This is a genomic window from Neorhodopirellula pilleata (genome assembly GCF_007859915.1).
GTDB classification, from domain to species: Bacteria; Planctomycetota; Planctomycetia; order Pirellulales; family Pirellulaceae; genus Rhodopirellula; species Rhodopirellula pilleata.
This window is the reverse complement of sequence record NZ_SJPM01000007.1, coordinates 315,247-341,124: the sequence shown is the minus strand read 5'-3', so window position 1 is coordinate 341,124 and position 25,878 is coordinate 315,247. Positions and strand designations below refer to the sequence as shown.

Here is a 25,878-nt window from a genome sequence, read left to right as displayed (position 1 = left end):
CCAGCGCAGGCGAACCCGCGGCTGCCACGACCGACGGTCGACCGAATTCCGTTTCCTTCTCTTTGGGCTAATGCTGACTCGCATTCATGGTGCTCGATCCATTGATCCCCTGGCGATTGATTCGCGTGCCAGTGATGGGGGGATCGGCGACGTTTGGATTCGCGACGACCGGCTGATCGAACGGCCAAGCGTTTCCGGCGAGGCTCTCTCGGCCGACGTGGAGTTTGACGCGAGTGGTTGCATCGCGATGGCGGGCGGCATTGATTTGCACACGCACATCGGCGGTGGAAAAATCACGCTGGCGCGAATGCTGCTCCGTGACCAAATGCCGCCATGGCGAGAAGCCGGCAGTGACGTGGGGGACTTGCCCGCCGATTCGCGTTTTCTGCCATCGGCGGGAGTGACTGCGTCGCGGTATCTCGACATGGGTTACACGACTTGCCTCGAGCCCGCTGTGATCCCCTGCAATGCCCGCTCGGCACACGCCGAGATGGCCGATGTTCGTGGTATCGACACCGGCGGTTATTGTTTGCTGGGCAACGATGACGTGCTGTTGCAAATGATCTCCGAGGACGCCCCGCAAGAGATCATCAACGCCTACGTCGCCTGGATGGTGACGGCGACGCGGTGCCTTGCCGTCAAAGTCGTCAATCCAGGCGGCATCAGCGCGTTCAAGTTCAACCAACGGCGACTCGACGTCGACACACCGCATCCGAAATACAACATCACACCCGCCAAGATCATCCGCACGCTGTGCCGCGCCGTTTATGAAATTGGTCTGGCTCATCCCTTACACGTCCACTGCAGCAACCTCGGCGTACCGGGCAACATTGCCTCGACGCTCGCGACGATCGACGCCGCCGACGGTTACCCGATCCATCTAACCCATGCCCAGTTCCACTGTTACGGTACCGAGGGGCCGTACAAGTTTTCATCCGCCGCCTCGCAATTGGTCGACGCGATGCGAATCAATCGCAACGTCACGATCGACGTCGGCCAAATCATGTTCGGGCAAACCGTCACGATCAGTGCCGACTCGATGCACCAGTATGAAAACAGCCACCACGCCAAACCACGCAAATCGGTTTTGCTCGATATCGAATGCGAAGCCGGTTGCGGTGTGGTGCCGTTTCGATATCGCCGAACAGAGTTTGTGAACTCGCTGCAATGGGCGATCGGTTTGGAATTATTCCTGATGATCGACGATCCCTCCCGCGTGTTCTTAACCACCGATCATCCCAACGGCGGCCCTTTTACCGCGTACCCGCACCTGCTGGGATTGTTGGCCGATCGCACGATGCGAGAGACGGCACTAGCGGAAATCCACCCCGACGCGGCGGCGAGCAGTTCGTTGGCGGGCATCGATCGGCAATACACGCTCGAGGACATTGCCATGATGACTCGTGCAGCGCCGGCAAAGATCCTGGGTTTGCATGATCGTGGATCGTTGACGCCAGGCAACGTCGCCGATGTCGTGATCTATCCGATTCAAAACGATATCGAAAAGATGTTCATGCAACCTCGATTCGTTTTCAAATCCGGACGATTGATTCGCCGAAACGGGAAGCCCGTCGACGATGCTTCCTCAGCCAAGACCGACGCAACCTTAGCCGTCGATCTGGATTTGACGCAAACCGACATCGACGGGCGGATGCTCGCCGATTTTCGAAATCGATACTCCCGCACGTCCACGTTTGACTTGCTGCGATTGCGAATCGACGCGGATGAAATGCCTGAAGTCATCGGCAGTCGGTTGCTCGCTTGCGGCTTGCGAACCGAACCCGCAGGGACGAGCGACGGAGGCCGATCATCATGACCGATAAGACGACGATTAATGCGGCAATGAGGATCGCCGAAGTGCCAATCATGGACACGTTCGCCGAAGCGTTCGACATGAAAGCGACCCGGTTGGTATTGACCGCCGCTGATCGACAATGGTGCGACGAAGCCGCCGCCGCGATGTGCGGGTTCGGAACCAGCGTGATCGCTTGCGGGGTTGAAATCGCGGTCGAACGGAAACTCAGTCCTGAGGAAACGCCCGACGGGCGTCCTGGCGTGGCGATCCTTGCCTTCGCCGTGTCGGGCACGGAACTGGAAAAACAAATTCCCCGGCGGGCCGGGCAGTGCGTGTTGACGTGTCCGACCACGGCGCTTTATGCGGGCATCTACGGCGGCCGACGCGTGCATGAAAAGCGGGTGCCGATCGGCAAGTCGTTGCGGTATTTCGGTGACGGGAAACAAATCAGCAAAGTGATCCGCCAAACCCGCGACGGGATCGATCAAGCGGTTCGTTATTGGCGAATCCCGGTGATGGACGGTGAGTTCGTTTGCGAACACGACGTCGGTCGGATCGACGGAATCGGCGGCGGAAACTTCTTACTGCTCGGGCGTTCGATGGATGCCGTGACGGTCGCCTGCCGCGCGGCCGTGGCCGCGATCGCTCCACTGCCCGGTGTGATCGCTCCGTTTCCCGGCGGTGCGACGCGGAGCGGTTCGAAGGTCGGCTCGAAGTATCCCGCCCTGTTCGCGTCGACTAACGAAGCGTTCAGCCCGACGCTACGAAATCTTGTCGATACGCAACTGCCCGCCGGTACCACCGCAGTACTAGAAGTCGTCTTGGACGGCATGACGCCGCAAGCGATTGCGACGGCGATGCGTTTGGGAATTGAGGCGGCTTGCGAGGCTGTCGGTTCGGAAGGCCTGGTGGGTGTGACGGCGGGCAATTACGGCGGTAAGCTCGGCCGGCACCACTTTCGACTTCATGACGTGATCAAAGGTGCCCGGGAATGAAAAAGATCATCTTGGATGCCAAGCAATCCGGCGTCCCACCGATGGACTTTATCGGCGTCAAGTTGGAAGACTGGTTGGCCCGAACGGCGGACGAAATCAGCCGGTGGCGTTTACCAAGTGTTGAACGCGAGATCTCCGTCGGCGACGTATGGACGGTTTCGGTCGAGTCGCTTAGCCACGACGAATCGCCGGTGTTGTTGATGCGAGGAGATTGCTCACGCGTCGATGGATTGGGACATCAACATCGTCGTGGTCGGATTATCGTCGAGGGAAATATTGGTCGGCATTGCGGTGCCTGCATGACGGGCGGCTTGATCGAAGTTCACGGCGACGCAGGTGACGCCGCCGGATCGACGGTGGGTACCCGGGGCGTGGGAATGAATGGCGGTGTTTTGCGAATCAATGGCAACGCGGGTGATCTGGCCGGGCACCGCATGCGACGCGGCCAACTAGTCATTTCGGGCAACGTCGGTGACGGCGTGGCGTCGTGGCAAGTCGCCGGCACGATCCGCGTCGGCGGTTCGGTCGGAGCCCAGGTCGCATACGGCATGCGACGCGGGACGTTGATTCTGCATCGACCGATCGAATTGCCTAGCGCCCGATTCACCGAACCGATCGAATTAACCACCCCGTTCGCCGAATTGATCGGTATCGATCGAGAGCAAACTTGGTCGGTGTCCCGAGGCGACCGCAGCATCGGCGGCATCGGTGAGGTTTGGATGACGGACCAATCGTCGTTGGTCAAGATTCAATCTTAGGAACTGTTTGGAAATAACTTCCTAATTTCCTAACCCGACGCGTGACGGCGTGTTGATTTAATCGTAACCCGAATGACACAATTAGCCGATGGGCGTTAGCCCCGGTTGGCGTCCGGTTAACCGCCGCTAACGCGGTACGGCTAATTAAATCAACAGCCTGCGTGACGGTCTGTTGATTGAATCGTTTAACGGCAAGCCGCAGGCGACAGAGTTTGAAAACGCAGGCGCCTGCGGCTTGCCGTTAAACGAAAACGCCCAATCGTGCACTAAATCAACACGCCGTTATGCAGCGGGTTACGAAAAAAGTGCAACTTCAAAACTGACGCGTTGGGTTACGATTCTCTTGCTCGTTGCAAATGTCGAAGTTATTTCCGAACAGTTCCTTCATGCAACGAAATTCGCCAATAGTTTCGCAAGACGAAAGGCCGAATCACAATCACTTCGTCAAACGATCAAATCCTTCGCGGTATCGGGCGGCGGTTTTTTCGATGATTTCGGCGGGCAATACCGGCGGGTCGCTGTTGCGATCCCAGTCGGACGCCGACAACCATTCTCGCACGAACTGCTTGTCGAACGAACGTTGTGATCGCCCCGGCTCAAATTCGTCGGCGGCCCAAAATCTCGAACTGTCCGGCGTGAGGACTTCGTCGATTAAGATCAAACCAGGTTGACCCGATACCGGGTCGGCGACCGTGCCAAATTCGAACTTGGTATCGGCAATCAGGATTCCTCGGTCGGCGGCGATCTTTGACGCATCGCCATAGATGGCAAGGCTCAGTCCACGTAATTCGTCGGCCAAGGATTGACCGATCGCTCCGGCCATCACTTCGAACGAGACATTCTCATCGTGCCCGGATTCGGCTTTGGTTGCCGGCGTGAAAATCGGTTCGGGCAACCGGTCGCATTGACTCAGACCCTCGGGCAATTCGACGCCGCAGATCGATCGTGTCTCTTGGTAAGCTTTCCAACCGCTACCTTCGAGGTATCCACGGACGACGCATTCGAACGGAACCACGTTCGCCTTGCGGGTGACCATGATCCGGCCCCGCAGCGGCTCGGGATCGACAACGGCGGCGACGGACTCGGGCACTTCGGTGCTAATCAAATGATGACGCAACGATCGACCGCTGCCGATTTGCCCGGCGTCGATCTGTTCGAACCAAAACCGACTCATCGCCGTCAACAATTCGCCTTTGCCTGGAATTCCAGACGGCAAGATGTAATCAAACGCACTGATTCGGTCGGTACTGACGATCAAGAGTTCATCGCCCAGATCGTACACGTCACGAACTTTTCCTTGGCGTCGGGGGAGCGGCAGATGGGTCTGCAGCAGCGCGCCGGCGGCATCGTAAACATACGGGGAATCCGAATGGTCATCGGTTCGATCGGGAGATTGTGCGTTCATGCGGGAAATTTGGCACAACCGAGCCGAATTGACCAGTCCGTAGGGCTGCGAGAGCGTTTTTTTCAAACATCGGTTGTTTTTGCCGCACATCTCGCAGAGCCCACGACGAATGACTAGGATGGTGGGACCAGCCGTCGGCTGCGTCAGTGTTCTTTTATCATCCTTCCGCACACGTTCCCGAGCCAATTGAACCCATGGGGCAAATGCACTTTCATGTCCCTGAGGCGGCATCCGAATTTTTTCACGCCAGTCGTTGGCAGGATGCGTACCTGTGCGGAATCGAAGGCGTTCCTTGGCAAACGCGGAGTGTTTTTCGTCCAGCAAGCGATTCGTCGGTGCTCGGAAATCACGAGCCGTCTGGATCGGACGTCCGGGGAGGCGGGATCTTCACGCTCAATCGCAGCGTTGATACGTCGGCCAAATTGTTTTTGACCTGCCCGGTCGAGGGAATCGGCTATCGCGTTTTGACAACATGTTCGTTGCGATGCCTTGATCTGCCGCATGAACTTTTGACGGAGTTGGCTCGCGGCAGTTGCCATCGGGTGCGGATGCAAGCGGACACTTGGCAACGCGGTGGTTTGGTCCTGAACGATCATTTCAATGACTTGCTCGAACGGGGAACTCAGGCGTTCTTGGATGCGATTCAACCACTCTGTCCGGATCGCAATGGAAAAGCCGGCAAGCAACCTGACGGCGAAACGCGTTCCACGCTCGCCGCAATCCAAGCGATCAGTTTGCTCGAGCAGGCGGCATCGACATTGGGCGATCTTTTTTCTACGCAATCGATGTCGTTTCGCCGGACGCGCGAACCTCGCTTGAGCACGATGATGGCGGTGAGTGTTTGCTCGTTTGCACCCGATCACTACTCCGCGACGAGTTCCGGGACCGGAAACTCTGCGTCGAGTTCACTTTCGAGTGACCAAACCGCAAGCGTTTCAAAACCTGCCAGGGCTCACGAAACGGTCTCGCTCGATACACCTGACCATGCCGACGAAGTCCCCGAATTCGGCGAAAAAGGAATATCGCAAGCGTTCAACGCCGCCGCAGTCCGGATCAGTTGGGGTGACATTGAAACGGATTCGGGAACGAATGATTTCAGTCGCGTCAATCGAGTTCTCGACGCTTGTGGCCAAGCAGGCATGCGGGTAATCGGTGGCCCGATCATCGACCATCGCGACGGCTTGCTACCGGATTGGTTGACGCTGCTCGGTGATGATTTCGAAAAACTCATGTCGGCGATGACGCAATTTGTCGAAGCCACCGTCAATGAATTTCGCGGTCGCGTTCACTTGTGGAATGCGGCATCGGGTTTGAATATCGCCGGTCCGCTCTCGCTCGACGACGAACAGGTGATGCGATTTTCGATCGGCGTGTTGCAAACGATCCGCCGATGCGACCCTAATACGCCCGTGATCATGTCGATCGACCAACCGTGCGGTGAATACCTCGCCAAGCACGCCAACGGCATCTCACCCTTGCATTTTGCCGACGCGTTGCTTCGCAGTGGTTTGGGGTTAGCGGGAATCGGGCTTAACTTCCGTTTTGGTTATTCCCATGGCGACACCCACCCGCGATCCTCGGTGGAGTTTGCCCAATTGATCGATCGTTGGGCGACGCTGAACGCACCGCTGCTCGTACAGCTTTCCGTGCCTGCCGCGCCGGGGCAAGACGCCGCCGCCAAAATGAGCTTGCGTCCGGTCGCCCTTTCGCCGCAAGCGGTCGACGCGTCGTCACCTCAAGACGAAGCCGAAGCGTGGGCGAAAGTTCAGCATGAGTTCGCACGCCCGTTGATCCAAACGTTGCTGGCTAAACAGATCGTTCACGCAGTGGTTTGGGATGGATGGTCGGATCAACATCCCCACCTGACGCCTCACGCCGGGGTGATCGATCACAGCGGTAAGCCACGGCCGCTGTTGCAGTATCTAGCGGCGCTTCGCGAAGAAGTGTTGATGTAGTTCTTAAGGTGCAAGGTTCAACGGATTGATCTCCCAATCCGGATGCGATTGCCTCAATGTTGTGATTCCCGAATCACTGACAGCGGTTCGTTGAACGTCCACTGTCTTTAAATCGGGCAACTTGGCAAGGACGCTCAGCGTCGCGTCGCTGACTTTGGTACCGGTCAACCAAACCGTTTCGATCGACGGACATGCAGCCAATCCGGCGGCGAACGTGTCATCGATCGGTGTCCAACTGACGTCGAGCTCCCGAAGCCTTTTCTGCCGAGCGACGATCTCGATCACGTTGTTATCGATTTGGGTCGCTTCCAAGCTCAACTGTTCGATCCGATCGGCACCGTCAAGAATTCGCCGTGTTTGTCGACTCGAGATCGGTGTTCGCGACGCATCAAACCAGCGCACCCGTGGCATGGGCGGGATCAATGCCCAACCGGCATCGGTGACATCGCATCCGGCTAGACATAACGAAGTCGCATCGTCGTAAGCTGGATTGGATTCGATGACGGCATCATCCACCAACAGAAAGCGATCGATCCGATCGGCGGTCCATGTCGGATCCGCCGACTGCAAGGTTGGGAAATCGGACACGTCGACGCGATAGATGTCGGCGAGCCGCTTGAGAAGACTGGGCCGATGCAGAGATTTCGGCGGAGCCCCTTGGTCTGGTGAGGCGGCGAACGTGTCCATCGCGTAATGAGTTTGCAAGATCGATTGCGAGTACCAACGCGAAAGATCACCGTGCGTTTGAATCGCCGCCCGATTTCCAACCAGTTCTTCAATCGGTGCAATCAGTTGTTGCGCGATGAGAGTCTGATAGCGAACGTATTGCAGCCGGTCACTCTGCCACCCACCGACGCTGGCCAACGAAAAACCCGCATGAAACGATTCGAAGTGTCCCGCAATGCCTTCGATCAACCAAAAGTCCTTCGTCGTGCCCGCCGTCCGTGTGCGTCGCGGTCGGTCGGTGGCTTCTTCAAAGAGTTGATGAGCGATCTCGTGGGCGAGACTCGAAAGGTTCTCTTGTGGATAGAAAAACGACGTCGCCAACGTGTCGCTGTAAAAGCCTTCCGATGCGGCGACGTTGGCGGACGCTCCTGCGGCGATTTGCGGATTGGAAACCGTCAATTGGTAAGTTTTCGCATCCGGCAACAAAACGATGCGGTGACGTGTCTGCGATGACAGACGCTGGTTCGCTTGTCGCGACAGGTGTTCGGCGACGCTCAGTTGCGACGGATCCCAATCGTCCATCACCACGGCCACCTGATCCCGTCCGGCCCACATCGGGAAATACATTTGGGTCCAGACCCAGTACAAACGTTCGACGTCACGTGCGATTCGCTGTGAAGATTCAGCATCGGCTCGGGAAAGGATTTCAAAGTGCGGCGTTTGCAATACAACAAACGAACCCGGCATCCAAGGCAAGAACCGAGGCGACACTCGCCCACGTCGGGTGGCTACTTGAACCTCGTCTTGAACCGGCAATCCCAGCCAGCGTCGCACGGCGAGGTCGTTGTGGTCGGCCTGCCATACCGCCATGTATCGGTGCCAATCCAGGTCGCCTCCGGTTGACCGGTCACCGATGCCGAGCGCATCGGTGGGCAAGACTCCGGCTCGGGTGATCGGTCTGTTCGGTAAGGATTTTTCAACGATCTTTTGCTTCCAATCTTGATCTCCCCGGTCGGCAAGAATGACCTGCGACACGGCCTGCGGCAGGATGCACTTGGTGCGATCGACGGCATCCACCATCCGTGGATTCAGCCACAAGATCCAAAACACGACGACGAGGATCCCTCGAGAATTCATTTCGGTTAAAATGGACGTCCCTTCCCCCCTTGCCCCCATCCCACCTATTTGATTGCTGAGTTCCATGCTTCGATTCCCGCAGTTTTTTGTCAGTAGGTTCCAATGGTTGATGCGAACCATGGCCTTGCCGTTGGTCGCTAGTTTGGTTGCCGCTTCATTCGCATCGGCGGCGGAACGGAACGTTTTGTTCATTATCACCGACGATGAAAGTCCGACGTTGGGTTGTTATGGCGACACGGCCGCGGTCACGCCGGCGATCGACGCGGTCGCCGCCGACGGCGTCGTGTTCCGCAACGCGTTCGCCACGACGGCCTCGTGCAGTGCTAGCCGTAGCGTCGTGATGAGCGGATTGCACAACCATCGTAACGGGCAATTCGGTCATCAACATCACTATCATAAGTTTAGCTCCTTTAATGACGTTGCCAAACTCGCCTTGCCACGCGTCATGACACGAGCCGGTTATCGCACCGGGCACATCGGGAAGTATCACGTGGCCCCCGAATCGGTTTATCACTACGAGACTTATTTGAAAGACGGCAACGGTCGCAACGCAGTCGCAATGGCCGACAAAGCTAAAGCGTTCCTGACCGACACGACCGATGATCGACCGTTCTTCCTGTATTTTGCCACGTCCGACCCGCATCGCGGCGGCGGTATCGATCAGACCTCACCGTTGGAAATGAAGCCGGACTTGTTCGGCAACAAGAAAGAAAAAGGCTCTCACGCTGGCGTGGAGGAAGTCTTCTTTGATCCGGCCGATGTGATCGTTCCCGCATTCCTACCCGATACGCCGGAGACCCGCTCGGAACTGGCACAGTATTATCAATCATGTGCTCGCGTCGATCAGGGAGTCGCTCGTTTGGTCGAGATTCTCAGAGAGGCCGACCTGTACGACAAAACGATGATCCTGTTCACGAGCGATCACGGGATGGCGTTCGCGGGCGGCAAGACGACCGTCTACGAGGGTGGATTGCGGGTTCCGATGGTCGTTCGCGACCCGTACCAGGAAAAGCGTGGTGTCCAGACCGACGCCATGATCAGCCACATCGACATCACGCCGACTCTGCTCGATTTCGCAGGCGGACTGGATAACGAAGCCAACGCCCCTAAGGACATGCTCAACATCAAGAAGTTTCGTGATGAACAAAAACTATCGAACATGGACAACCATGACGGGCACAAACCGTTTGATCAGTACCATGGGCGAAGCTGGCTACCGGTGTTGGCCGATCCCGAATTGCCGCATCACGACGAGATCTTCGCTTCGCACACGTTCCACGAAATCCAGATGTATTACCCGATGCGAGTGGTTCGCGACGACCAATACAAATTAATCTGGAACATTGCCCACCCATTGCCGTACCCGTTCGCGAGTGACCTGTGGGCGGCGAGCAGTTGGCAGGCTCAATTGGCCAAAGGCAACGACGCACCGTACGGCCAAATGACGGTCGGTCGGTACGTGCAACGTCCCGAGTTCGAACTCTTCAACATCGCCGCCGATCCTCACGAATCCACCAACCTAGCGACCAGTCCCGGTCATGCGGACATCTTGGAAAAGTACCAAGCTAAACTCAAATCGGCTCAGCGAAAGTACGACGATCCTTGGATCATGAAATGGGATTACGAGTGAACGAAACCGTTCACTGATCAAAGCGACTGTTTCGGTTGGATCATTTTCATTTCAGCTGCAAACTGATCAAGCCAGACGGTGCCCTCCACGTTTCTTCGTATTCGGTGCAAGGCCTGGTTTCAACCTTCGTTCGTGCTCGTGCTCAGAACGTGTTTTAAAAAGGGGTCTGACCCTTTGGAGGCGAATCGATTTCATTGGGTTTTTGGCCTCGCCGGAGAGGGTCAGACCCCTTTTTAAAACACGTTCTCAGCGTCGCGGTGCTCGTAATCGCTCGAAAGACGATAGAAATCGAGCTAATCGAGCCAATCGCTGGTTCAGTCATCGCGGCAATTCGGTTGGCATTGAATTGCAATGATTGCGATTTTCACGTTTGGTATGACGATGAGGGCAGCGGCATCACGGAGGCAGGCTGCAAGGAGATTTTCAACCAACGTCTGAAGCAATCAGGGATGCGATGGAAACGAGACACGATGCAGACGATCATCGACTTAAGAGCGGCTTGTCGAAGCGGGATTTGGAGTCGCGTCTGGAAAAGGATACAGTCTCCGGATGTGGAAATAAATCGATTGTTCAGCTCTCGAAGACTGTCAGCGGCCTGAAGTTACTTGCTACTGAGCAGACTGCACGCCCTACGATGTACGAAGTCTTTTGATTCTACCGCGTTCTCTCCCAAGTTGCAGTCTTCCGTTCGGCGTTTTAAACTATCTGTAATTTGTCAAACCAAGGATGGGCAGTGCACTTCTGGCGAAAAGGCTGATTTCCCAATGCGAATTCCCAAAGTCTGTTTTTGGTTGACCATGACTTTCGCACTCGGGCTCCATGGCCCGTGCAGCTACGGTGATTTGATCGCAGACGCCCTGGACGAAGCGAAAGACAAGTATCACGCCGAGATCGCGGAGTGTCACGATTTAGTTGCGAAGTTTCTTGAAAAACGAGAAAGTCAGTTGCGAGCCCGCGGCGACAAAGCCGCTCTCGATGAGCTCGTCTTGGTGCGTGCCGAGTTCGAATCGAGTGGGCTGATTCCAGACATTGCTCTTCGCACTCTCAAATCGCGAGTATCAAGAGCAATCTCGGCAATGGCTCGCGAGTTTGAAAAAGCGGTTCAAGATTACACCCGCGCCGACAATGACACGATGGCCGCATCGGTCCAGCGAGAATCGAAGACCTTTTTCCGCTGCACCGACGCGAAGTTGTTTGGAAGCAATTATTACAAGGTACTTCAGGCCGACGTTTCCTGGGAACAGGCGGCCTTGTACTGTCAACAGATCAAAGGACGAATGGTTGTAATCAATTCTCCCGATGAAAACGACTTCGTGACCCGACTCGGCAAAGAAGTGAATCTTGATCGCGTTTGGATCGGAATTACCGACAGGCAAAAAGAGGGTGAATGGGTGTGGGTCGATGGCTCAAAACCGTCGTTCAGCAAATGGCATCGATGGGGTAACGGACATTCAGAGCCGAACGACTTCAATGGCGAGGACTACGGAATGTTGTCCATCGTGGAAGGTGGAGACTGGCACGACGTGCCTAATTCCTACATCGAAAACGTCGCTCGAGGATTCGTCTGTGAATGGGCAGTCGATTAGGTCAATACGAACGAGCAACTGATCAGCCTATTCATCAGCTCGTCCCCATGCGTTTGTGCCAACGAGTCGGCTCAGATGCAGAATGAAAGACGCCTCCGAATAGTAGTTGGCTTTCGGTAACACGGAACACCACGATGTACGGAAATCTGGAAAGCATTGCTTCCGCATGTAGGCGGGTCGGTGTAGCCAAACGATTCTGGTCGGACGCGAATATCGTCAAGGGTTGACTTTAATGCGTCGCGAAAGCGATCGCCTAGGTCAATTGCGATCGCATCGTAGTATGAAAGTGCGTCCAAGACGTCGGAAGGAAATTCTGGACTGAATCGTTCAACGCGCTCCATCTACCTGCCGCCACATTTGCTCCTCTGTCAAACACGCCTCTGGATCACGATCCATCGCTTCGAATCGTCTATTCGATTCATCCCGTACCCACTCCGGGAGAATCGGCGAATCCCGCCGGGAAGCGATTTGATCCCAAAGTTCCGTTACAAGCTGAAGTTTGTCGTTGACAGGTAGATCGGCGAGGTCTGACGCGCGCACCATTCGTGGGTCTCCAAAGAAGTTGAGGGGTCTTGATTGTAGCAGGTCAAGCGTCCCAAATCTCGGGCAGGCGAATACAAATGGCGAACACAAATGGTGCCAACCAGGGATAGCGGACTATAGTTGCGAATTGCGAAACTGCACCTTGCCCTTGTTTGACTCGCCCACTGCGGCGCATGCATGCACCCTGCCAGCTTGCGGGATTGCCGAGAAATTGGTTGGCATTGAACTGCCATGACTGCGTTTTCCGCGTTCGGCGTGACAATCAGCGCAGCGGCAAGCCTAGCTGAGTGTTCAGCTGCCAAATTGAACGGACGACGTTTGGAAGCAGGCCGACTACGCGAAGCAAACCGCGCCACTGCCTTGGCCTCGGTAGTGGTGGCGTCCCGTTTGCTCGGCGTGCTGCTTCATGGACTCAGGACGACCCACACACGCGCTCTTGCCAAAGTAACGTTGCCAGTTCCAAACCAAATCTCGCCACATCGACACATCAATGCCCAACGCCGCTAAACGCTTCGCCAGCCGCGCAGGCACCTCCGCTTTGACGCCCTGGACACTCTGCTTGGCCGTCCAGCAAAGCAGTTCCCAGTAGTCCTCCCAAGCCAGATTCAAGAACCCACGATCACTACTGCGAACCCCACCGGTGTGAACCTCGGCTTCGCCCGAAAGATTATCCGGCTTCATCGTCAAAGGGCTCAACCAAGCGTCACGTAAGATCCGACGGCCGGTCGGATTCCTTCGTTTCACTTTGCGTTCTTTCCGCAGGTCATCGACCGGTGTTTCGCGGATCTTGCGGCCAGCTTCCTCCGTCGGAATCGGCTTCAGGTCGAACGCGGCGGAGTCGACTTGTTCTCCCTTTTGTGCCTCTGCGCGATCATATGCACTCGTGAACTGACATCCTTCCGGACCTCCCGCGATTGCCGCCCGAACCGGGTTCAAATCCACGTACATGCTGCAGGCAAGCAACCCTGCGTCATCGATAATTCTTTGAGCCTTGAACCTACCTTCCCAGAATCGACCCGTGCACTGATCTTGAAAATTAGCCATCCGCGCGATCGGTTCGGAAAGTGCCCTCATGAACCAGGACACATCGCAGAGTCGCCGCCGCACCTCCGCCAAACGTTTCTTATCCCGGACGAGTGTTTTGACATCATTCTCGGTCGGTTCAGCCAAATGTTCTTCCATCCGTCGACCAGGAAAGACCCGTAACCAGCGAATCGCGACCTCTTCGTCGGACCACTGCGCACAGACATCGGGCCGATTTCGCAGGATCTGGTGGATATGATTGCTCATAATCGCATAGGAAAGCACATCGATCGCGAACACTGAGGCAAGAGCCTCCATTCTCCTGCGAATCCATTCTTTCCGGAACGAATAATCGACTCCCGAGACCGGATCGACCCCAGCCAGCCATGCTCTCCGAACACATCGCTGTATGCAGTGAACATAGCAAATCTCTTCTGGCGAGAACTGTTGGGAGCGGTGTGGACGAGGCATGGCAATCTCCCGGTTTGAGTAATTTCCCGAATCATACACGCCGCCGGGCCCCCTGTCAATGGTGGGTGGCACCATTTATTTTGCCATTTATTTTGCTCGCTCTGCACTACTCGGACCTCAAAACATCGGTGTGATATCTGCTTTGCGGTGCCGCCGTATTCGATTGCATTTTTGCCAGCGGTGTTCTGGATGTGCTCAATCTCGACCGAGAATTGGATCCGATCTACCTACGCAACTGCGGATTTCACCGGCCGAAGTGTTCGTTCCAACACTTTGGCGCCGCGGGGCTGGACGCTGCAGTTCAGAACTCCGTCTAGTCGTCACTGAATCCCCGGAAAGGTCGGTCAGGGATGTCGCCGATGTATTCGAAAAGTCGCTTCTTAAGCTCAGACGCGGTTGCAGGCTCTTGGAAGTAGATGTTGGTGTCCTCGTCCGGGTCGGAATCGAGATTGTAGAGCTGATCATCGTCGAAGTAGGTAGGGTTGCTGTTGGCGGCTAGAGAGCCGAGTTGCCGGTTGTCGACGTAATAGGGACGCGGTTCGGTGAACTCGCCGGTCGCCGTGTTGCCCTCCACCCGTTCCCACAGGTGGCCGCTGTCGATCAGGTCATCGATGTCGGGAGTGTACCGCACGGCGATGTATTTCCGATTTTTGGTTCGAACGGCGCGGGCATAGCCGATCTCAGCAAATAAATCATCTCGCACCGCGGTGCGGCTGCCGTTGAGGACGGGTAAGAGACTGACCCCATCGACCGGACGGGTCGGCAGGCTCGAAGCTCCCGCTAACGCGAGCAGAGTTGGCGCAATGTCAACGTGGCTGACGAGTTCATCGTAGATGTGCCCTGGCGAGTCGATACCGTTGGGCCAGTTAATGATGAGTGGCACCCTCATGCCGAGGTCGTACAGTGAGGACTTACCAAAGATCAACGGGCCCTGTCCCGGCCGCGAGGAATTCAGATCCTTTTCGCCATGGTCGGAAGTGAAGAGGATCAGCGTGTCATCCCGGATGCCGAGCGCGGCTAGCTTGTTGACAAGCGCCTGGATAGAGTAGTCGAGCCAGGTCTCGCGGGCGGAGATCAGCTCCTTGCCGGCATCAGTGACCTCGTCGATGATGGACTGCCGCTCGGGCATGAAGGAGTAGTCCTCATTCGGGAGATAACCGGCACTGGTGTAGCCCTTGTCGGCTCCGAGCGTCTTGCTGAGGTCGTCGCGCACCGGACCGTGATTGATCGTCGGCGCCATGTAGAGGAAGAAACGCTCGTTGCGGTTCTCTTCGATGAAGTCAAGCGCACCCTTGGTAATCCATTCCTGGTTGTGGACGTTAAGGGATTGGTTGCGCAATTCGGCGAGGTTCGCTTTGTAGTAGCTGGAGACGTAATCGAAGCCGAAGGCTCGCATCCGCTGGCAGAGCACTCGGTGATTGTGCCTCATCTTTGCGTTGGTCGTGGCGTCGGTTGCCGGATCGGCGTTCGAGGGATAGGTCATCAGGCCTTTGGATGGCCAGTTGGCGGTCTGGTTCAGGTCGTCGTCGGTGAGGTGGCCCTTGCCGACGAGGCCGGTTCGGTAACCTGCCTGCTGTAGCCAAGCAGCTAGGTTTTGGTCATCGGGCTCGAGCTCGGTATCTGATACGCCGAAACGTCCGAGCGTGCCGAGCGGGTAACGGGCAATGAATTGCTCGCTGGTGTTGCGCGACGGCCAACGGCTGGTCATGAGCGAGTACCGCGACGGACCGCAGACGGACGCGGCAGCGAAGGCTGAGGTAAAACGCAGACCGCTGGAAACCAACTTGTCGAGAGTCGGCGTCAGGCAGTCGCGGCCCTCAAAATGGAAGTGTTGGCCGCCAGCCATATCATCGACGTTGATGATGATGATGTTCGGGCCGATGGCAGCGGTCTGGGCGACGACCTCGTAGTAGAGCGAGGTCGAAGTGGCCTTCAGTTCGAGCCGACGGTCGGCAGGGAGGTCAAAGTTTCGCGTCCGAATTCCGTCGGTGCTACCAGTGAGGTTTCCAAAATTGGCAAGAAAGAACCGGTCACCGAGGGTGAAGGATCCGGTGTAATCGGAACCATCCAAGATCCACTCGTATCCAATTTCGAGAACCAACTCCCCATCGTCGAGTTCGAGTGGGCTGCTGCCTCCGGGATCGGGAATCGTTTGCACCGTGCAGGAGCTTCCGACCGTGAAGGTCCCCGTGCCCGAGTGGCTGAGCGACGCGGTCGATCCTTTGAGCATCAGACAAACGCTGGATTCCAGCTTCTCGCCGATACTCATGGAATCGACGGTCAGACGACCGCTGTCCCGGAGGGTCAAGGAGCCGTCGACGATCTGGAGTGCGGCGGGGGAGTTGGCCACGGCATGATCGATGGTCACATCGTGACCGTTGATGATGGCATCCTTCGACGCGACCGGGAGTGCGTCCGGGTTCCAGTTGGCCAGTGTCGTCCGAGGATTGTCACCTCCTCCACTGTCGGAGCCGGGTCCCGTGGGAACCTTGGCTATCATCGAAAAGGTGAAGCCTGCAATCGCAGCCCCGGTCGTCAAACGCAAGTCAGGGATTTCCCGAAAGGTCAGGGAATCGCCGTTGGTGAGCGAGATTCCATACAATGAGCTCGTTCCCGTCGTACCTGAAAGGTTCGCGAAGTCAATTTTATTGGTTCCATCAGAGACCTGAACATCCCCAGCTTCGCCGTCTGCGTGAGACCAATCAACGAAATTCAAGGCCAAACCCGCCGGTGCACGGAGGGTCCACCTCAGCGTTTCCGGGGTCGAGTTCGCGTCATCCGATCCATAGTTCGAGCCATCGATTCGGTTCGAATTCTCGCCTTGAATTCCGATGCCCCCTCCGTCATTCTCCGTGATCGTCAGGCCGCCCGTCCCGCCGCGACAACTCCCGACCAGGGTGAAAGATTGACCCCGCATGGAAGGGTCTGTCACCGCGCCCGCCGACGCGTTGCCCCATTGGGCCACCATCGACTGGAACAGCGGTTCGGTGCTGTCGGTCGAAGCAGCGAGCGACACCACTCCGGTCTCGCCGATGGCGAATTCCAGAGTCAAGGTGTGCCCCGGCGCCCCCGATGGAACCCAAGGGACGGAGCGTGGATCCGTGGGATCTCCAAAGCCGGATCCAACGTTGGCGAAGCTGACCACCACGTCGGAGGCGGTCAGTGGCGTGATCGCCGAGCAGAAAAGGGCAGCAAGAACGTGCCCGAGGCGAAGCTTTGACATCAGGCGACTGGGCTTCAACATGTCTCGAATACTCATCAGAGATCAACCTAGGTTTTTACTGGAGAGGGAGCTTGGTGCGCACAGACGGCGCAAGCCTTCAGTCGCCGGTGCCTATTGGCAAAAAACTATTCGGAACCATCTCCGTACCCCGCGGAATCCCTGAGCACGTCCGGATTTTCCTCCAAATACTTTGTGAGTTCATCCTGCTCGACTGCTTGCGGTTGCGACCCACCTCCACCGCATCCAAATACGGGTAGCGTTAAGATGAATAGGCTGATAACTAGCTTGGTTAGATTCATAGGATGTTTTCGATAGAAATGAAACGAGTTGGATTAGAAACCTGCAGGAATAAATAACTGCTCGGACTGGAGACCATCAGCGTCTCCAACCCGTACAGTACGCATTGACCGAGTCTTGCCTAAAACTCTTTGCCAAGCACTTCCTTGGCGCCCCGCGTGCCGAGAGCTCCCCACAAACCGAACGGGCTAGCTGATCCAGGAGGCACGAAACCGGCACCGAAGCGTACCTGGGCGCTTTCCTGATTACCAGCTTCAATCGAGTCGGTGATGAACTTGACGGCGCCGTCTCCCATCAAAACGTGACAGCCTCCCTGATGCCGACTTCCTGGAGGTGCGACCGCTTCTAGAGTGTCGCCGAAGCCAGCGGGTATTGCTCCATTGGCACAGTATCCAGCGTTTGGGGGGAGAATGGTGGTCACGATATTATTCATTGGTGTGCCGCAGGCCCATCGATACCCGCGGCGTAGCTCAGCAGCGCCGGATTTGAAGCTCACTCCGTCTAGAGTCGCATCGAGGAATTGCGGCCGTTGTGGATCAGCATAGCTTTCGCAAGCATTTGAGTTGCCTGCAGCCCAAAGAGCGCCGCCAGCGAATACCACGGTATGGGTTCGGCGATCCAGGTCACCGAGGTCCGTCGGGATTTCGCCCATCGCGATGGTGTTGGCCAAACCATCAAGGACGTCGCGAAAACGGACGATGTAGCGAGGTACAAAGAATCCGCGGCATGAAGCTCTCGCTTCCTGTTCAGAGCTGGTATCCGCCGGCGTCGGGTCAGAGCCCACATTCGTTTCCCAGCCACCGAAATTGTTGCGATGAGCAGAATCGCCCAGGCAGGCCGCGTAGTTGGTTCGACCGTGAGCAGGCAAACCCACCCCCGGGTCGCTTGGACAACGAAGTGCCGGGATATTGGTAAGCCAGGGTGTGTAGCGGCTCGCAGCATGTTGGCCCAGACTTTTCTCAGGACGCGGCCCCATTGGTGCAAACAAGCCACCCCCAAGAGGATCCTGCAGCGGATTGCTGATTTGCTCCCACAATGCCTGCTGCTCGAAAAACGGCAGGAGACCGACAAGCATGCTAAGGCTGTTCTGATTGGTCCCGGTGACCGGATCGTTCGACGCCGGGCCCCCCGGTCCAAACGTGCCTCCCATGTGCTTGGGCAACTGATTGTAGGCCGAATGGTAATTATGGATGGATAACCCGAGTTGCTTGAAATTATTGCTGCAACTCATGCGACGGGCCGCTTCGCGAGCAGCCTGAACGGCCGGTAGCAAGAGACCGACCAAAACTCCGATGATCGCAATGACGACCAACAACTCGACCAGTGTGAATGCTCGCCGGTTGTGTGTAAAACCTTTCATAAAATCCCTATCCTCAGTATTGAAAACGAAAATACGCGTCTGGAACACTCCAGTCGCTTGTCAAAGTGACTTCGCCCCGTTCGATTTCACTTGCCAGTCCCGCTAGGCTGGGTCGCATTTCCCTTTTGAGGAAAGCTGATCGAACAGTGTCTTATGGGGTAGATAGCGGCTCAGAAGCCGCAGTTACGGTTGAATTTTCGAAAAAAACAGATTCTGATCGCCCTTGCTCACCGCTTTTCGCGGGTTTTGCTCGAAATCTGGCCAGGATTTCGGGTGATTTATCAGTGCGAGTCTCGCTTATCTTTTTAGGCGTGCAGTATCCGGTCATGCGATCCAGTTCAATCGCGAGAGGTCTCTCTCGGACGCTATTGCGTCTGGTTCTCGGAGCCTGAGAATGATTGAAAGCCCGTAGTGAACTCGCCGAACGGCCTTCCCTCAAACTGCAACAGCTGCTTGGAGAGTTCTTCCTTCAACCAAAACGTGATTTCGGGATAGTTTTCGATGACGTTGCTGTTTTCCTCGATATCTTTGTCGAGGTCGTAGAGCTGGTCAGCCTCGAAGTAGTGTGGATTGACCTGGGATGCGTAATGGCCCAGGTGTGTGTTTCGCGTCAGGTACGGAAGATCCAGCTTGGGGTGGTCACCGAAGGCATCGAACTTGTGACCCTGATCGATCTTATCCTGCACCTCTGCCGGGTACCGAATCGCGATATATTTCCAATTCTTGGTCTTTACACAGCGGGAGTGCCCCATCTCTCCAAACAGCACTTCGCGAAGTGGCTCTTGAGAACCCAACAGGACGGGTTTGAAACTGATTCCATCACAGAGATAGTCGTTGGGCGGCTTGATTCCACAAATATCGAGGACGGTTGGTGCAAAGTCGATGTTAGCAACGATCCCGTCATAGACAGAGCCAGGCTTGATTCTGCCCGGCCAAACGCACAACATCGGCACGCGCATTCCGTACTCGTGCAAGGTTGTTTTGCCATGCCGATAAGAGCCATGATCGGAAACAAAAACGATCATCGTATCTTTTTCGATGCCAAGCTCGCTCACTTTGTCCAAGATTGCACCGACACCGTCATCCAACCATAGCGCGTAAGCAGCAGCATCCTTGAAACCCGCCTCGCGGTTACGCCCCAGAACATCATCGCGTCGCGGCAACACATCGAATCCTTCCGGCACGAAACCTTCACCGGTCATTCGCGGGTCTGCTTCAAGCGAAAAACGATTTACCCAGGGCGCTGGTCCGTGATGAAGGGTGGTGGAGACGCACAAGAAAAAAGGCTGGTCTTTGGGAGACTCCAAGAATTGGATCGCTTTGTCAATCGTCCAATCGAGATTGTGGACGTTCAGGGCATCGCAGTGCAGTTCCTTCAAGTTGGCTGCGTAAACACCGTCAGCGTAGTCAAATCCATGCTTGCGGACTTCTTCGCACCAACGACGATGATTGGCCCGCATCTGTTCATTGATCACGGGATCGGTCGGGTCCGCGTCCAGGCTCCAACCAAGCTTATGGATCAGATCATGTCGCACGACATGAGATTTACCCACAAAACCCGTTGTGTAGCCGTTGGCCTGCAATATTTTGGCCACGTTCCAACGATGCGATTCGAGCTCACCGATATTCTCGACCTGTGTTTGGTCACCGGGAGGATGCTCACGCAGGAATCGGTCGCCTTCGCAGCGGCCCGCATATCGCCCAGTCAGAAAGCTGTAACGTGACGGCGAGCAAACTGTCGTGGTGACATTAAAGTTGCTCAGGTACATCCCATCGCGGGCCATGCTATCCAAACGCGGGGTGTGGACTTGGCCATCCAGGAAGCCCACCGAGTCCCAACTCTGGTCGTCGGTCAAGATGAAGATGATGTTGGGACGAGTATCGGCATGCAAAACGGGGTTTGCCCCAACGAGAAGGACAGATGTGAAGAGCCAAAACAAGATAATCTGTCGCATACCGGATCTTCCGCCTTAAAAAAGAGAGTTGAACATCGAGTTTCTTATAGCGGAATTCTCAATCGGTTACGGTTTGACACTTCGCAACGCGTGTTTTTCGTTGAAAACATCTGCCCAAGGTGCATTTCGTTAAATCACGCGTAACCGAACGTCCTACACTGCTATTCGCTCATGCAAATGCTTACAAATCCTTTTCTTCCTGAGGGTCGGGCAGCTTTAAAGTCTCGAGAACGCGGACAATTGGTTTCAATCTCCCGCAGGGTGGGTAAAGTTAAACTGCCACCCTGCCCGCGGGAGAGTAACGCGAGTTCGTCTCATTTGCCCGCATTCAAAATGAAACGCACGCCAGAGTTCATACAACTACTTACCAGCAGCCAGAGTCGGCTGTACGGGTACATATTGTCGCTGTTGTACGATGCCGACCAAGCGAGCGATGTGCTGCAGCAAACCAACGCGATTCTCTGGGAGAAGGAAGACGACTTTGAGTTGGGTACCAATTTTATCGCCTGGTCGTTCCGAATCGCCTACTATCAGGTCCTGGCTCACCGAAAACAGTCGCAGCGTGAAAGGTTGTCGTTCAATAATGAATTGATAGCCGAGATCGCCAAGGTCGCCAGTGACGCGGGAGAGACGTTCGAGTCCCGCCAACGATTGATGCGGCAGTGCCTACAAAAACTCAATCAACGACAGCGAGAGGTGATCCATCGTCGTTACGATTCTGGCGCATCACTCGATTCCATCGCAAATGAGACTGAGATGACAGTCAATGCGGTCAAGCAACTGCTCTTTCGCGCGCGAAATGCGTTGGCTCGCTGTATCAATCAGGGTCTGGAAGAGGAGATGGCATCATGAACGACTTGATTCGCAAAGAGCTGGTCGAATTGATCGAGTTGATGATTGACAAGTCGGCGGACAAAGTCGACCGCGAACGATTGGAGGCCATTCTTCGTGGCGATATTGAGGCGCAGGCATACTATGCCGAACAATGTCAGCTGCACTCCATGTTGGCATGGGAGCACGGGTCTCTGCCAGAACTCAAGTTTGCTGATGACATGATGAGCACTTCGCGTGAAGCTCGAAATGCCGAAAGTGCACAGAGCATGCGGCATTGGCGAGGGATTGCCATCTCCGCAAGTCTATTGGCGGTGTGTTCACTCCTTTGGACCGCTACTGAGAAACTCGTTGATTTTGGTCCGAAACCGAAAACGGTTGCGAAGGAAGAGGCCTTCCTACCAAAGTCGGGGATCGCATGGGAGCGGCGTGATTCGGTCGGAATGATTGCTCAGAGTTTCGGGGCAACACTCTCCGTCGCAGACGCGAATCGGTTTCTTTCCCAGGGTGATGTTGCTCGGACGGGGGCGTACGAATTGGAACGCGGAATCGTGGAACTGCGGTTCAAAAGTGGAGTCGACGTCATCCTCGAAGCACCTGCACGTTTTGAAATCGAGAGCGAGATGCGAATGGTTCTGCACGAGGGAAGCGTGACGGCACAAGTGTCACCCGCCGGCGAAGGGTTCGTCGTCGATACGCCCTCGATGAGCGTCGTCGATTTTGGTACAGAATTCGGTGTCGAAGTGTTTGCGGACAAGAGCAGTGAGGTGCACGTGTTTGAGGGAGAAGTGGACGTCAAACCGATTCACGCGCCGCCCAACACAGCAGTTGTCAAGCTTCGCACGAATCACGCGACACGTGTCGATGTGACCGGTGTGATCCCACAAGGTATCAACATCGACCATGAGCGTTTCATTCGCGAACTCGACGATCCGAATGATCGGGATCGGACCTATGCGAGATTGATTTCGTCCCTCCTCCCCACAGTCTATCTGCGTATGGAGTTCGTAGAAGATGGCAAGACGATCAACGGATTAGGAAGCAAACGCTCTACGGGAACCATCGACAGTGGAACCATGGAACAGCCGCCCTATGCTCCTGGAAAAGTGGGGGGATCACTGCGGTTTGGCGGACCACAACGCCGAGCTTATGCCTGGATTGACGATTACCCGAAGTCAAAGACGGGACAACTTTCAGTCTGTGCTTGGGTCCGGGCGGAAAGTCGACCACGCTGGGCCGCGATCGCCAAACACTGGGCCGTCGAACTTGTCAGAGGTGGTCCAGCCAACACCGGTTTAGGCGGCCAATTTCATTTCGGATTGCATGAAGACGAAGGGGAACTCGAAGTCCAGGTTCGTGACCGCAACGGCATGATCGTTGAGCTTCGAGATAGCGAGCCACTCATTCTGCATGAATGGCAGCATGTTGCGTTTGTGGCCAATGGAAAAACACTCACCCTGTATCGTAACGGCGAACCGGTTGCGTCGAAGCCCTGCGATGGCGTCGCAGTTGACGGTCCCGATCGACTCGGCATCGCTGCGAAACTAAGTCCAGACGGGCAGACGCCCGACCTACGCAATCCAGGGTTCTGGCAAGGTCGTATCGACGAACTTGCGATCTTCGAGAAAGCCCTCACCGCAGAAGACTTGGCGAATCTATTCAAGGAAGCTCCAGCACAGCAGTTCGTGCCATGAATCGCGGTCTTGCGAAGGAATTTCAGGCTGCTGTTGATGGTCGGTTCGTAGTTGCAGCAATGGATGTTGATCCGCTCGCCCAACCGCTCCCAGCCGTACTCGGCGACCAAGCGATTCCAGAATCGCTTTGAGCGTGACGCCGTGCATCGGGTTGTTGGGTTGGGGTTGCTGGTTCATTCTTGCTCGCTTGATGACGGGTCATCCGGCGACTTGAACTCGGTCTGGTCCGATTCGCCGATTTGATTGGCGGAGGCCAGACAACGATAATCGCCGAATGGCCCGCTAGCGAGGTCGGCGAACTGGCTCGCCTAGCTCGGTTTGCCGGGTGGCTCTCGATGTCTCTCTCGGAGGGACGATTTGTGTTAACGGGGGTGACCGGCATCGAACTTTTTGTTAGCTCAGTTAACAGTGGTCCGCGAAACGCGATGGCGGATCGAGATTGAATGGCAGCTACCGCAGACTACTCTGAGGACTTGGCTGCGGGGTGCAAATAGTGCGCTCCGCCCTTGTTTCGTCAGGCAATTGCGCGGATTCTTCGATGGCCAACTTTCGTAATATCTACACCTCGCTGATGCTCGTCATTGCCAAGTCGACGGACAAGGACCTGGCCCGGCAAGTGAGCTACCTCAAAGCAGAGAACCGGATCCTACGGAGCTGGCTTCCGGCCAGAATCAGTTTAACTCAGCAAGAGAAGAACCGGTTGGTGCGGTTTGCCAAAAACCTCGGATCGGCGCTGAAAGAGCTGGCAACCATCGTGCATCCGGGAACGATCAGACGTTGGATTCGATATCCGCTGCCACGAACGACTCGGCGGACTGCTGAAAAGCTACTCGCGAAAAGCCGCTTAATACAGTCGCGCGAGAGCATCGTTTCAACGCGGTGCCAAAGGCATGGCAGCGATCAACATCTGCGCGCATCGAAGCGCCAAACTCAACCTTCGGATTTAACAAGACTTTACGCGTCTAATTCATCAATCGACTGTGGCGGCGCGACGATGGAAAATGATCTATCCCGAACCTAACATCGTAGCAGCGCAGTTTTTGCGCAGGGCGCTCCATTCACCCACGCAACCTTGGATTTCGCCGGCCGAAATGCTCGTTTCAATATTTTGACCCCACGGGGCAGAACGACGGCTTCACCTGTGAACTTCGTCTAACTGCGTGTTTCTCACCGGCGCAACTTACTTCACTTTGGTTGCAATGTACCGACCTTCGATATTTAGTTGGCCGTCTTCCCGAATCTGGTGACCGTAGGAACCTTCGATAGTCACCTGTGTCGCAGAATCAGCGATAAAGGTCTTGGTCCATTGCTCCACGCCGTTGGAGCGGAGCGTACATGTGCCGTCAACCTTGAACTCGCGCGTGTGGGGGCCATACTTCCAGATACCCAGGATCGCGTGGTCGGCGATCGGATGTGGCTTGGGAGGCGTGAAGTCTTCTTTGGTGCGAGTTTGCAGCCCGACAAGCGTTTTCCAATCACGCACCGTGGGTACGCCCGACATGGGCGTGAACTTGTGGGGTGCCGCTTCCTTCGGGAAGCCAGTCCCCTGTACGAAAACGGAACTTGAACGAAGGACAGCATACCAAATGTGATCGATCAAGAAGAAGTACTAGGCGAAGGCAACTGCGGCGAGGCGACAGACCGTGGAGAGGAAGCCTGCGAATGTGGCCGGTAAGCCAGCAAAGAATCGTCGCTGGCACACGTTCTCGCCAAAGCTGCGAGGTGACGAACAGAAACGTCGTGGAGGCAGGCGGATGTTGAGGCGAGTGGCCCTGGGACCACAAAGCCGTTTTCCGACAACGTCCGTTTGTAGGCGACGCACTTGCGCAACGAAAGTTCACGTCCCTTATTCGGGGAGATCTGCAAGCGTACCCGTGAGTAAGGCTTGACCTGAAAGGCGGGGCGACCGGGGTGACCCGAATCGTGCGAGCAGAAGTCAGCAGAGGTCGTAGTACCGCACTTCTTCGCAGCCAGCGGAGACGGGAAGGACCGAACGTTTCTTGACAAGGAAGAACCATCCATGAACTCAGTCGATCCGAAACACACAGAACCGACCTCCGACAACCACAAAGGAGCGGAGGAAGCAAACGGCCCGTGCTCTTCGGAGTCCCTCACAGGTCACATCGACTCGGCGATCATGGAGAAGCCAGCCTTGGACACCGTGGCCATGAACCTCATGGAACAAATTGTTGACCCGGCCAATGTTGAATGTGCCTGGGAACGAGTCAAAGCCAATCGTGGCGCGCCCGGACCAGACGGGATTACCATCGACGAGTTCCCCGACCACTTCCGAGACCTCTGGCCGAACCTGCGTCAACAACTCTTGGAGGGGACTTATCAGCCCGGCCCCGTACGCCGGAAGTCGATTCCAAAACCCAATGGCGGTGGCACTCGCGATCTCGGCATTCCAAACGTGATCGATCGCGTAATCCAACAAGCCATCTTGTTAGTCCTCACGCCGATCTTCGACCCGAACTTTTCGGAGTCAAGTTTCGGCTTTCGGCCCTATCGCTCAGCCCATGAAGCGATCCATCTCGTTCAGCAACACATCCGG

Annotated in this window: 18 protein-coding genes; 10 read left to right on the top strand and 8 right to left on the bottom strand. The window is 56.0% G+C overall.

Annotated elements, in window-relative coordinates:
- Positions 1-70 precede the first annotated feature (70 nt).
- Genes Pla100_RS17935 through Pla100_RS17925 form a run of 3 tightly spaced genes read left to right on the top strand, consistent with a single transcriptional unit; the run spans position 71 to position 3,548 of the window.
- Positions 71-1,816: a formylmethanofuran dehydrogenase subunit A gene (locus tag Pla100_RS17935; RefSeq protein WP_146579060.1), complete on the top strand. Its 1,746-nt coding sequence runs from the start codon at positions 71-73 to the stop codon at positions 1,814-1,816.
- Positions 1,813-2,790 carry a formylmethanofuran--tetrahydromethanopterin N-formyltransferase gene (gene fhcD / locus Pla100_RS17930; protein WP_231603173.1) on the top strand — a complete coding sequence of 326 codons (978 nt, stop codon included), beginning with the start codon at positions 1,813-1,815 and terminating at the stop codon, positions 2,788-2,790. Before Pla100_RS17935 ends, fhcD begins: the two co-directional genes overlap by 4 nt.
- On the top strand, positions 2,787-3,548 hold the full coding sequence (locus Pla100_RS17925) for a formylmethanofuran dehydrogenase subunit C (RefSeq protein WP_146579059.1): 762 nt from the start codon (positions 2,787-2,789) through the stop codon (positions 3,546-3,548). Before fhcD ends, Pla100_RS17925 begins: the two co-directional genes overlap by 4 nt.
- 436 nt (positions 3,549-3,984) lie before the next feature.
- On the opposite strand, the gene Pla100_RS17915 is transcribed toward Pla100_RS17925, so the two are convergent.
- Positions 3,985-4,953, bottom strand: coding sequence for a phosphoribosylaminoimidazolesuccinocarboxamide synthase (locus Pla100_RS17915; RefSeq protein ID WP_146579058.1), 969 nt, complete (start codon positions 4,951-4,953; stop codon positions 3,985-3,987).
- A 194-nt stretch (positions 4,954-5,147) separates the two neighbouring features.
- On the opposite strand from Pla100_RS17915, the gene Pla100_RS17910 reads away from it, so the two are divergent.
- The gene (locus Pla100_RS17910; protein WP_146579057.1) at positions 5,148-6,908 is read left to right on the top strand and encodes an endo-1,4-beta-xylanase; all 1,761 of its coding nucleotides are present in this window, start codon (positions 5,148-5,150) and stop codon (positions 6,906-6,908) included.
- A 3-nt stretch (positions 6,909-6,911) separates the two neighbouring features.
- On the opposite strand, the gene Pla100_RS17905 is transcribed toward Pla100_RS17910, so the two are convergent.
- A complete protein-coding gene (locus Pla100_RS17905) occupies positions 6,912-8,711 on the bottom strand; it encodes a leucine-rich repeat domain-containing protein (RefSeq protein WP_146579056.1) in 1,800 nt (599 codons plus the stop codon).
- A 109-nt stretch (positions 8,712-8,820) separates the two neighbouring features.
- Here Pla100_RS17905 and Pla100_RS17900 point away from each other — a divergent pair, with 109 nt between their 5' ends.
- Both Pla100_RS17900 and Pla100_RS17890 read left to right on the top strand, forming a co-directional pair.
- Positions 8,821-10,341, top strand: coding sequence for a sulfatase family protein (locus Pla100_RS17900; RefSeq protein ID WP_146579055.1), 1,521 nt, complete (start codon positions 8,821-8,823; stop codon positions 10,339-10,341).
- A 764-nt stretch (positions 10,342-11,105) separates the two neighbouring features.
- Positions 11,106-11,927, top strand: a complete 822-nt coding sequence (locus Pla100_RS17890; protein WP_146579054.1) for a C-type lectin domain-containing protein — start codon at positions 11,106-11,108, stop codon at positions 11,925-11,927.
- Positions 11,928-12,254: 327 nt separating this feature from the next.
- On the opposite strand, the gene Pla100_RS32455 is transcribed toward Pla100_RS17890, so the two are convergent.
- From Pla100_RS32455 to Pla100_RS17875, 3 genes are all read right to left on the bottom strand, one after another.
- A complete protein-coding gene (locus tag Pla100_RS32455) occupies positions 12,255-12,470 on the bottom strand; it encodes an addiction module protein (RefSeq protein ID WP_197168038.1) in 216 nt (71 codons plus the stop codon).
- A gap of 333 nt (positions 12,471-12,803) precedes the next feature.
- The gene (locus tag Pla100_RS17880) at positions 12,804-13,964 is read right to left on the bottom strand and encodes a hypothetical protein (protein WP_146579053.1); all 1,161 of its coding nucleotides are present in this window, start codon (positions 13,962-13,964) and stop codon (positions 12,804-12,806) included.
- A gap of 313 nt (positions 13,965-14,277) precedes the next feature.
- Entirely contained in the window at positions 14,278-16,566 is a 2,289-nt protein-coding gene (locus Pla100_RS17875; RefSeq protein WP_231603171.1) for a sulfatase family protein, read from the bottom strand.
- 219 nt (positions 16,567-16,785) lie between these two features.
- Here Pla100_RS17875 and Pla100_RS30895 point away from each other — a divergent pair, with 219 nt between their 5' ends.
- Entirely contained in the window at positions 16,786-17,184 is a 399-nt protein-coding gene (locus Pla100_RS30895) for a hypothetical protein (protein ID WP_197168036.1), read from the top strand.
- Positions 17,185-17,605: 421 nt separating this feature from the next.
- Here Pla100_RS30895 and Pla100_RS17870 read toward each other — a convergent pair whose 3' ends face one another.
- Both Pla100_RS17870 and Pla100_RS17865 read right to left on the bottom strand, forming a co-directional pair.
- Positions 17,606-18,844, bottom strand: a complete 1,239-nt coding sequence (locus tag Pla100_RS17870) for a DUF1559 domain-containing protein (protein ID WP_146579051.1) — start codon at positions 18,842-18,844, stop codon at positions 17,606-17,608.
- A 365-nt stretch (positions 18,845-19,209) separates the two neighbouring features.
- Positions 19,210-20,799, bottom strand: coding sequence for a sulfatase family protein (locus Pla100_RS17865; RefSeq protein ID WP_146579050.1), 1,590 nt, complete (start codon positions 20,797-20,799; stop codon positions 19,210-19,212).
- A 333-nt stretch (positions 20,800-21,132) separates the two neighbouring features.
- On the opposite strand from Pla100_RS17865, the gene Pla100_RS17860 reads away from it, so the two are divergent.
- A complete protein-coding gene (locus Pla100_RS17860) occupies positions 21,133-21,651 on the top strand; it encodes a sigma-70 family RNA polymerase sigma factor (RefSeq protein WP_146579049.1) in 519 nt (172 codons plus the stop codon).
- On the top strand, positions 21,648-23,324 hold the full coding sequence (locus Pla100_RS17855) for a LamG-like jellyroll fold domain-containing protein (RefSeq protein WP_146579048.1): 1,677 nt from the start codon (positions 21,648-21,650) through the stop codon (positions 23,322-23,324). Before Pla100_RS17860 ends, Pla100_RS17855 begins: the two co-directional genes overlap by 4 nt.
- Before the next feature lie 1,180 nt (positions 23,325-24,504).
- On the opposite strand, the gene Pla100_RS17845 is transcribed toward Pla100_RS17855, so the two are convergent.
- Positions 24,505-24,825: a hypothetical protein gene (locus Pla100_RS17845; protein WP_146579047.1), complete on the bottom strand. Its 321-nt coding sequence runs from the start codon at positions 24,823-24,825 to the stop codon at positions 24,505-24,507.
- A 519-nt stretch (positions 24,826-25,344) separates the two neighbouring features.
- Here Pla100_RS17845 and Pla100_RS17840 point away from each other — a divergent pair.
- On the top strand, positions 25,345-25,878 hold a 534-nt coding region (locus Pla100_RS17840; RefSeq protein ID WP_261344810.1), incomplete at its 3' end, for a reverse transcriptase domain-containing protein.

Coding starts and splice junctions, on each gene's coding strand:
- Pla100_RS17860 (WP_146579049.1), top strand. CDS start 21,133: ATGAAACGCACGCCAGAGTTCATACAACTACTTACCAGCAGCCAGAGT.
- Pla100_RS17855 (WP_146579048.1), top strand. CDS start 21,648: ATGAACGACTTGATTCGCAAAGAGCTGGTCGAATTGATCGAGTTGATG.
- Pla100_RS17900 (WP_146579055.1), top strand. CDS start 8,821: ATGCGAACCATGGCCTTGCCGTTGGTCGCTAGTTTGGTTGCCGCTTCA.
- Pla100_RS17845 (WP_146579047.1), bottom strand. CDS start 24,825: ATGTCGGGCGTACCCACGGTGCGTGATTGGAAAACGCTTGTCGGGCTG.
- Pla100_RS17870 (WP_146579051.1), bottom strand. CDS start 18,844: ATGAAAGGTTTTACACACAACCGGCGAGCATTCACACTGGTCGAGTTG.
- Pla100_RS17925 (WP_146579059.1), top strand. CDS start 2,787: ATGAAAAAGATCATCTTGGATGCCAAGCAATCCGGCGTCCCACCGATG.
- Pla100_RS17865 (WP_146579050.1), bottom strand. CDS start 20,799: ATGCGACAGATTATCTTGTTTTGGCTCTTCACATCTGTCCTTCTCGTT.
- Pla100_RS17880 (WP_146579053.1), bottom strand. CDS start 13,964: ATGCCTCGTCCACACCGCTCCCAACAGTTCTCGCCAGAAGAGATTTGC.
- fhcD (WP_231603173.1), top strand. CDS start 1,813: ATGACCGATAAGACGACGATTAATGCGGCAATGAGGATCGCCGAAGTG.
- Pla100_RS17915 (WP_146579058.1), bottom strand. CDS start 4,953: ATGAACGCACAATCTCCCGATCGAACCGATGACCATTCGGATTCCCCG.
- Pla100_RS17890 (WP_146579054.1), top strand. CDS start 11,106: ATGCGAATTCCCAAAGTCTGTTTTTGGTTGACCATGACTTTCGCACTC.
- Pla100_RS17905 (WP_146579056.1), bottom strand. CDS start 8,711: ATGAATTCTCGAGGGATCCTCGTCGTCGTGTTTTGGATCTTGTGGCTG.
- Pla100_RS17935 (WP_146579060.1), top strand. CDS start 71: ATGCTGACTCGCATTCATGGTGCTCGATCCATTGATCCCCTGGCGATT.
- Pla100_RS17910 (WP_146579057.1), top strand. CDS start 5,148: ATGGGGCAAATGCACTTTCATGTCCCTGAGGCGGCATCCGAATTTTTT.
- Pla100_RS32455 (WP_197168038.1), bottom strand. CDS start 12,470: ATGGTGCGCGCGTCAGACCTCGCCGATCTACCTGTCAACGACAAACTT.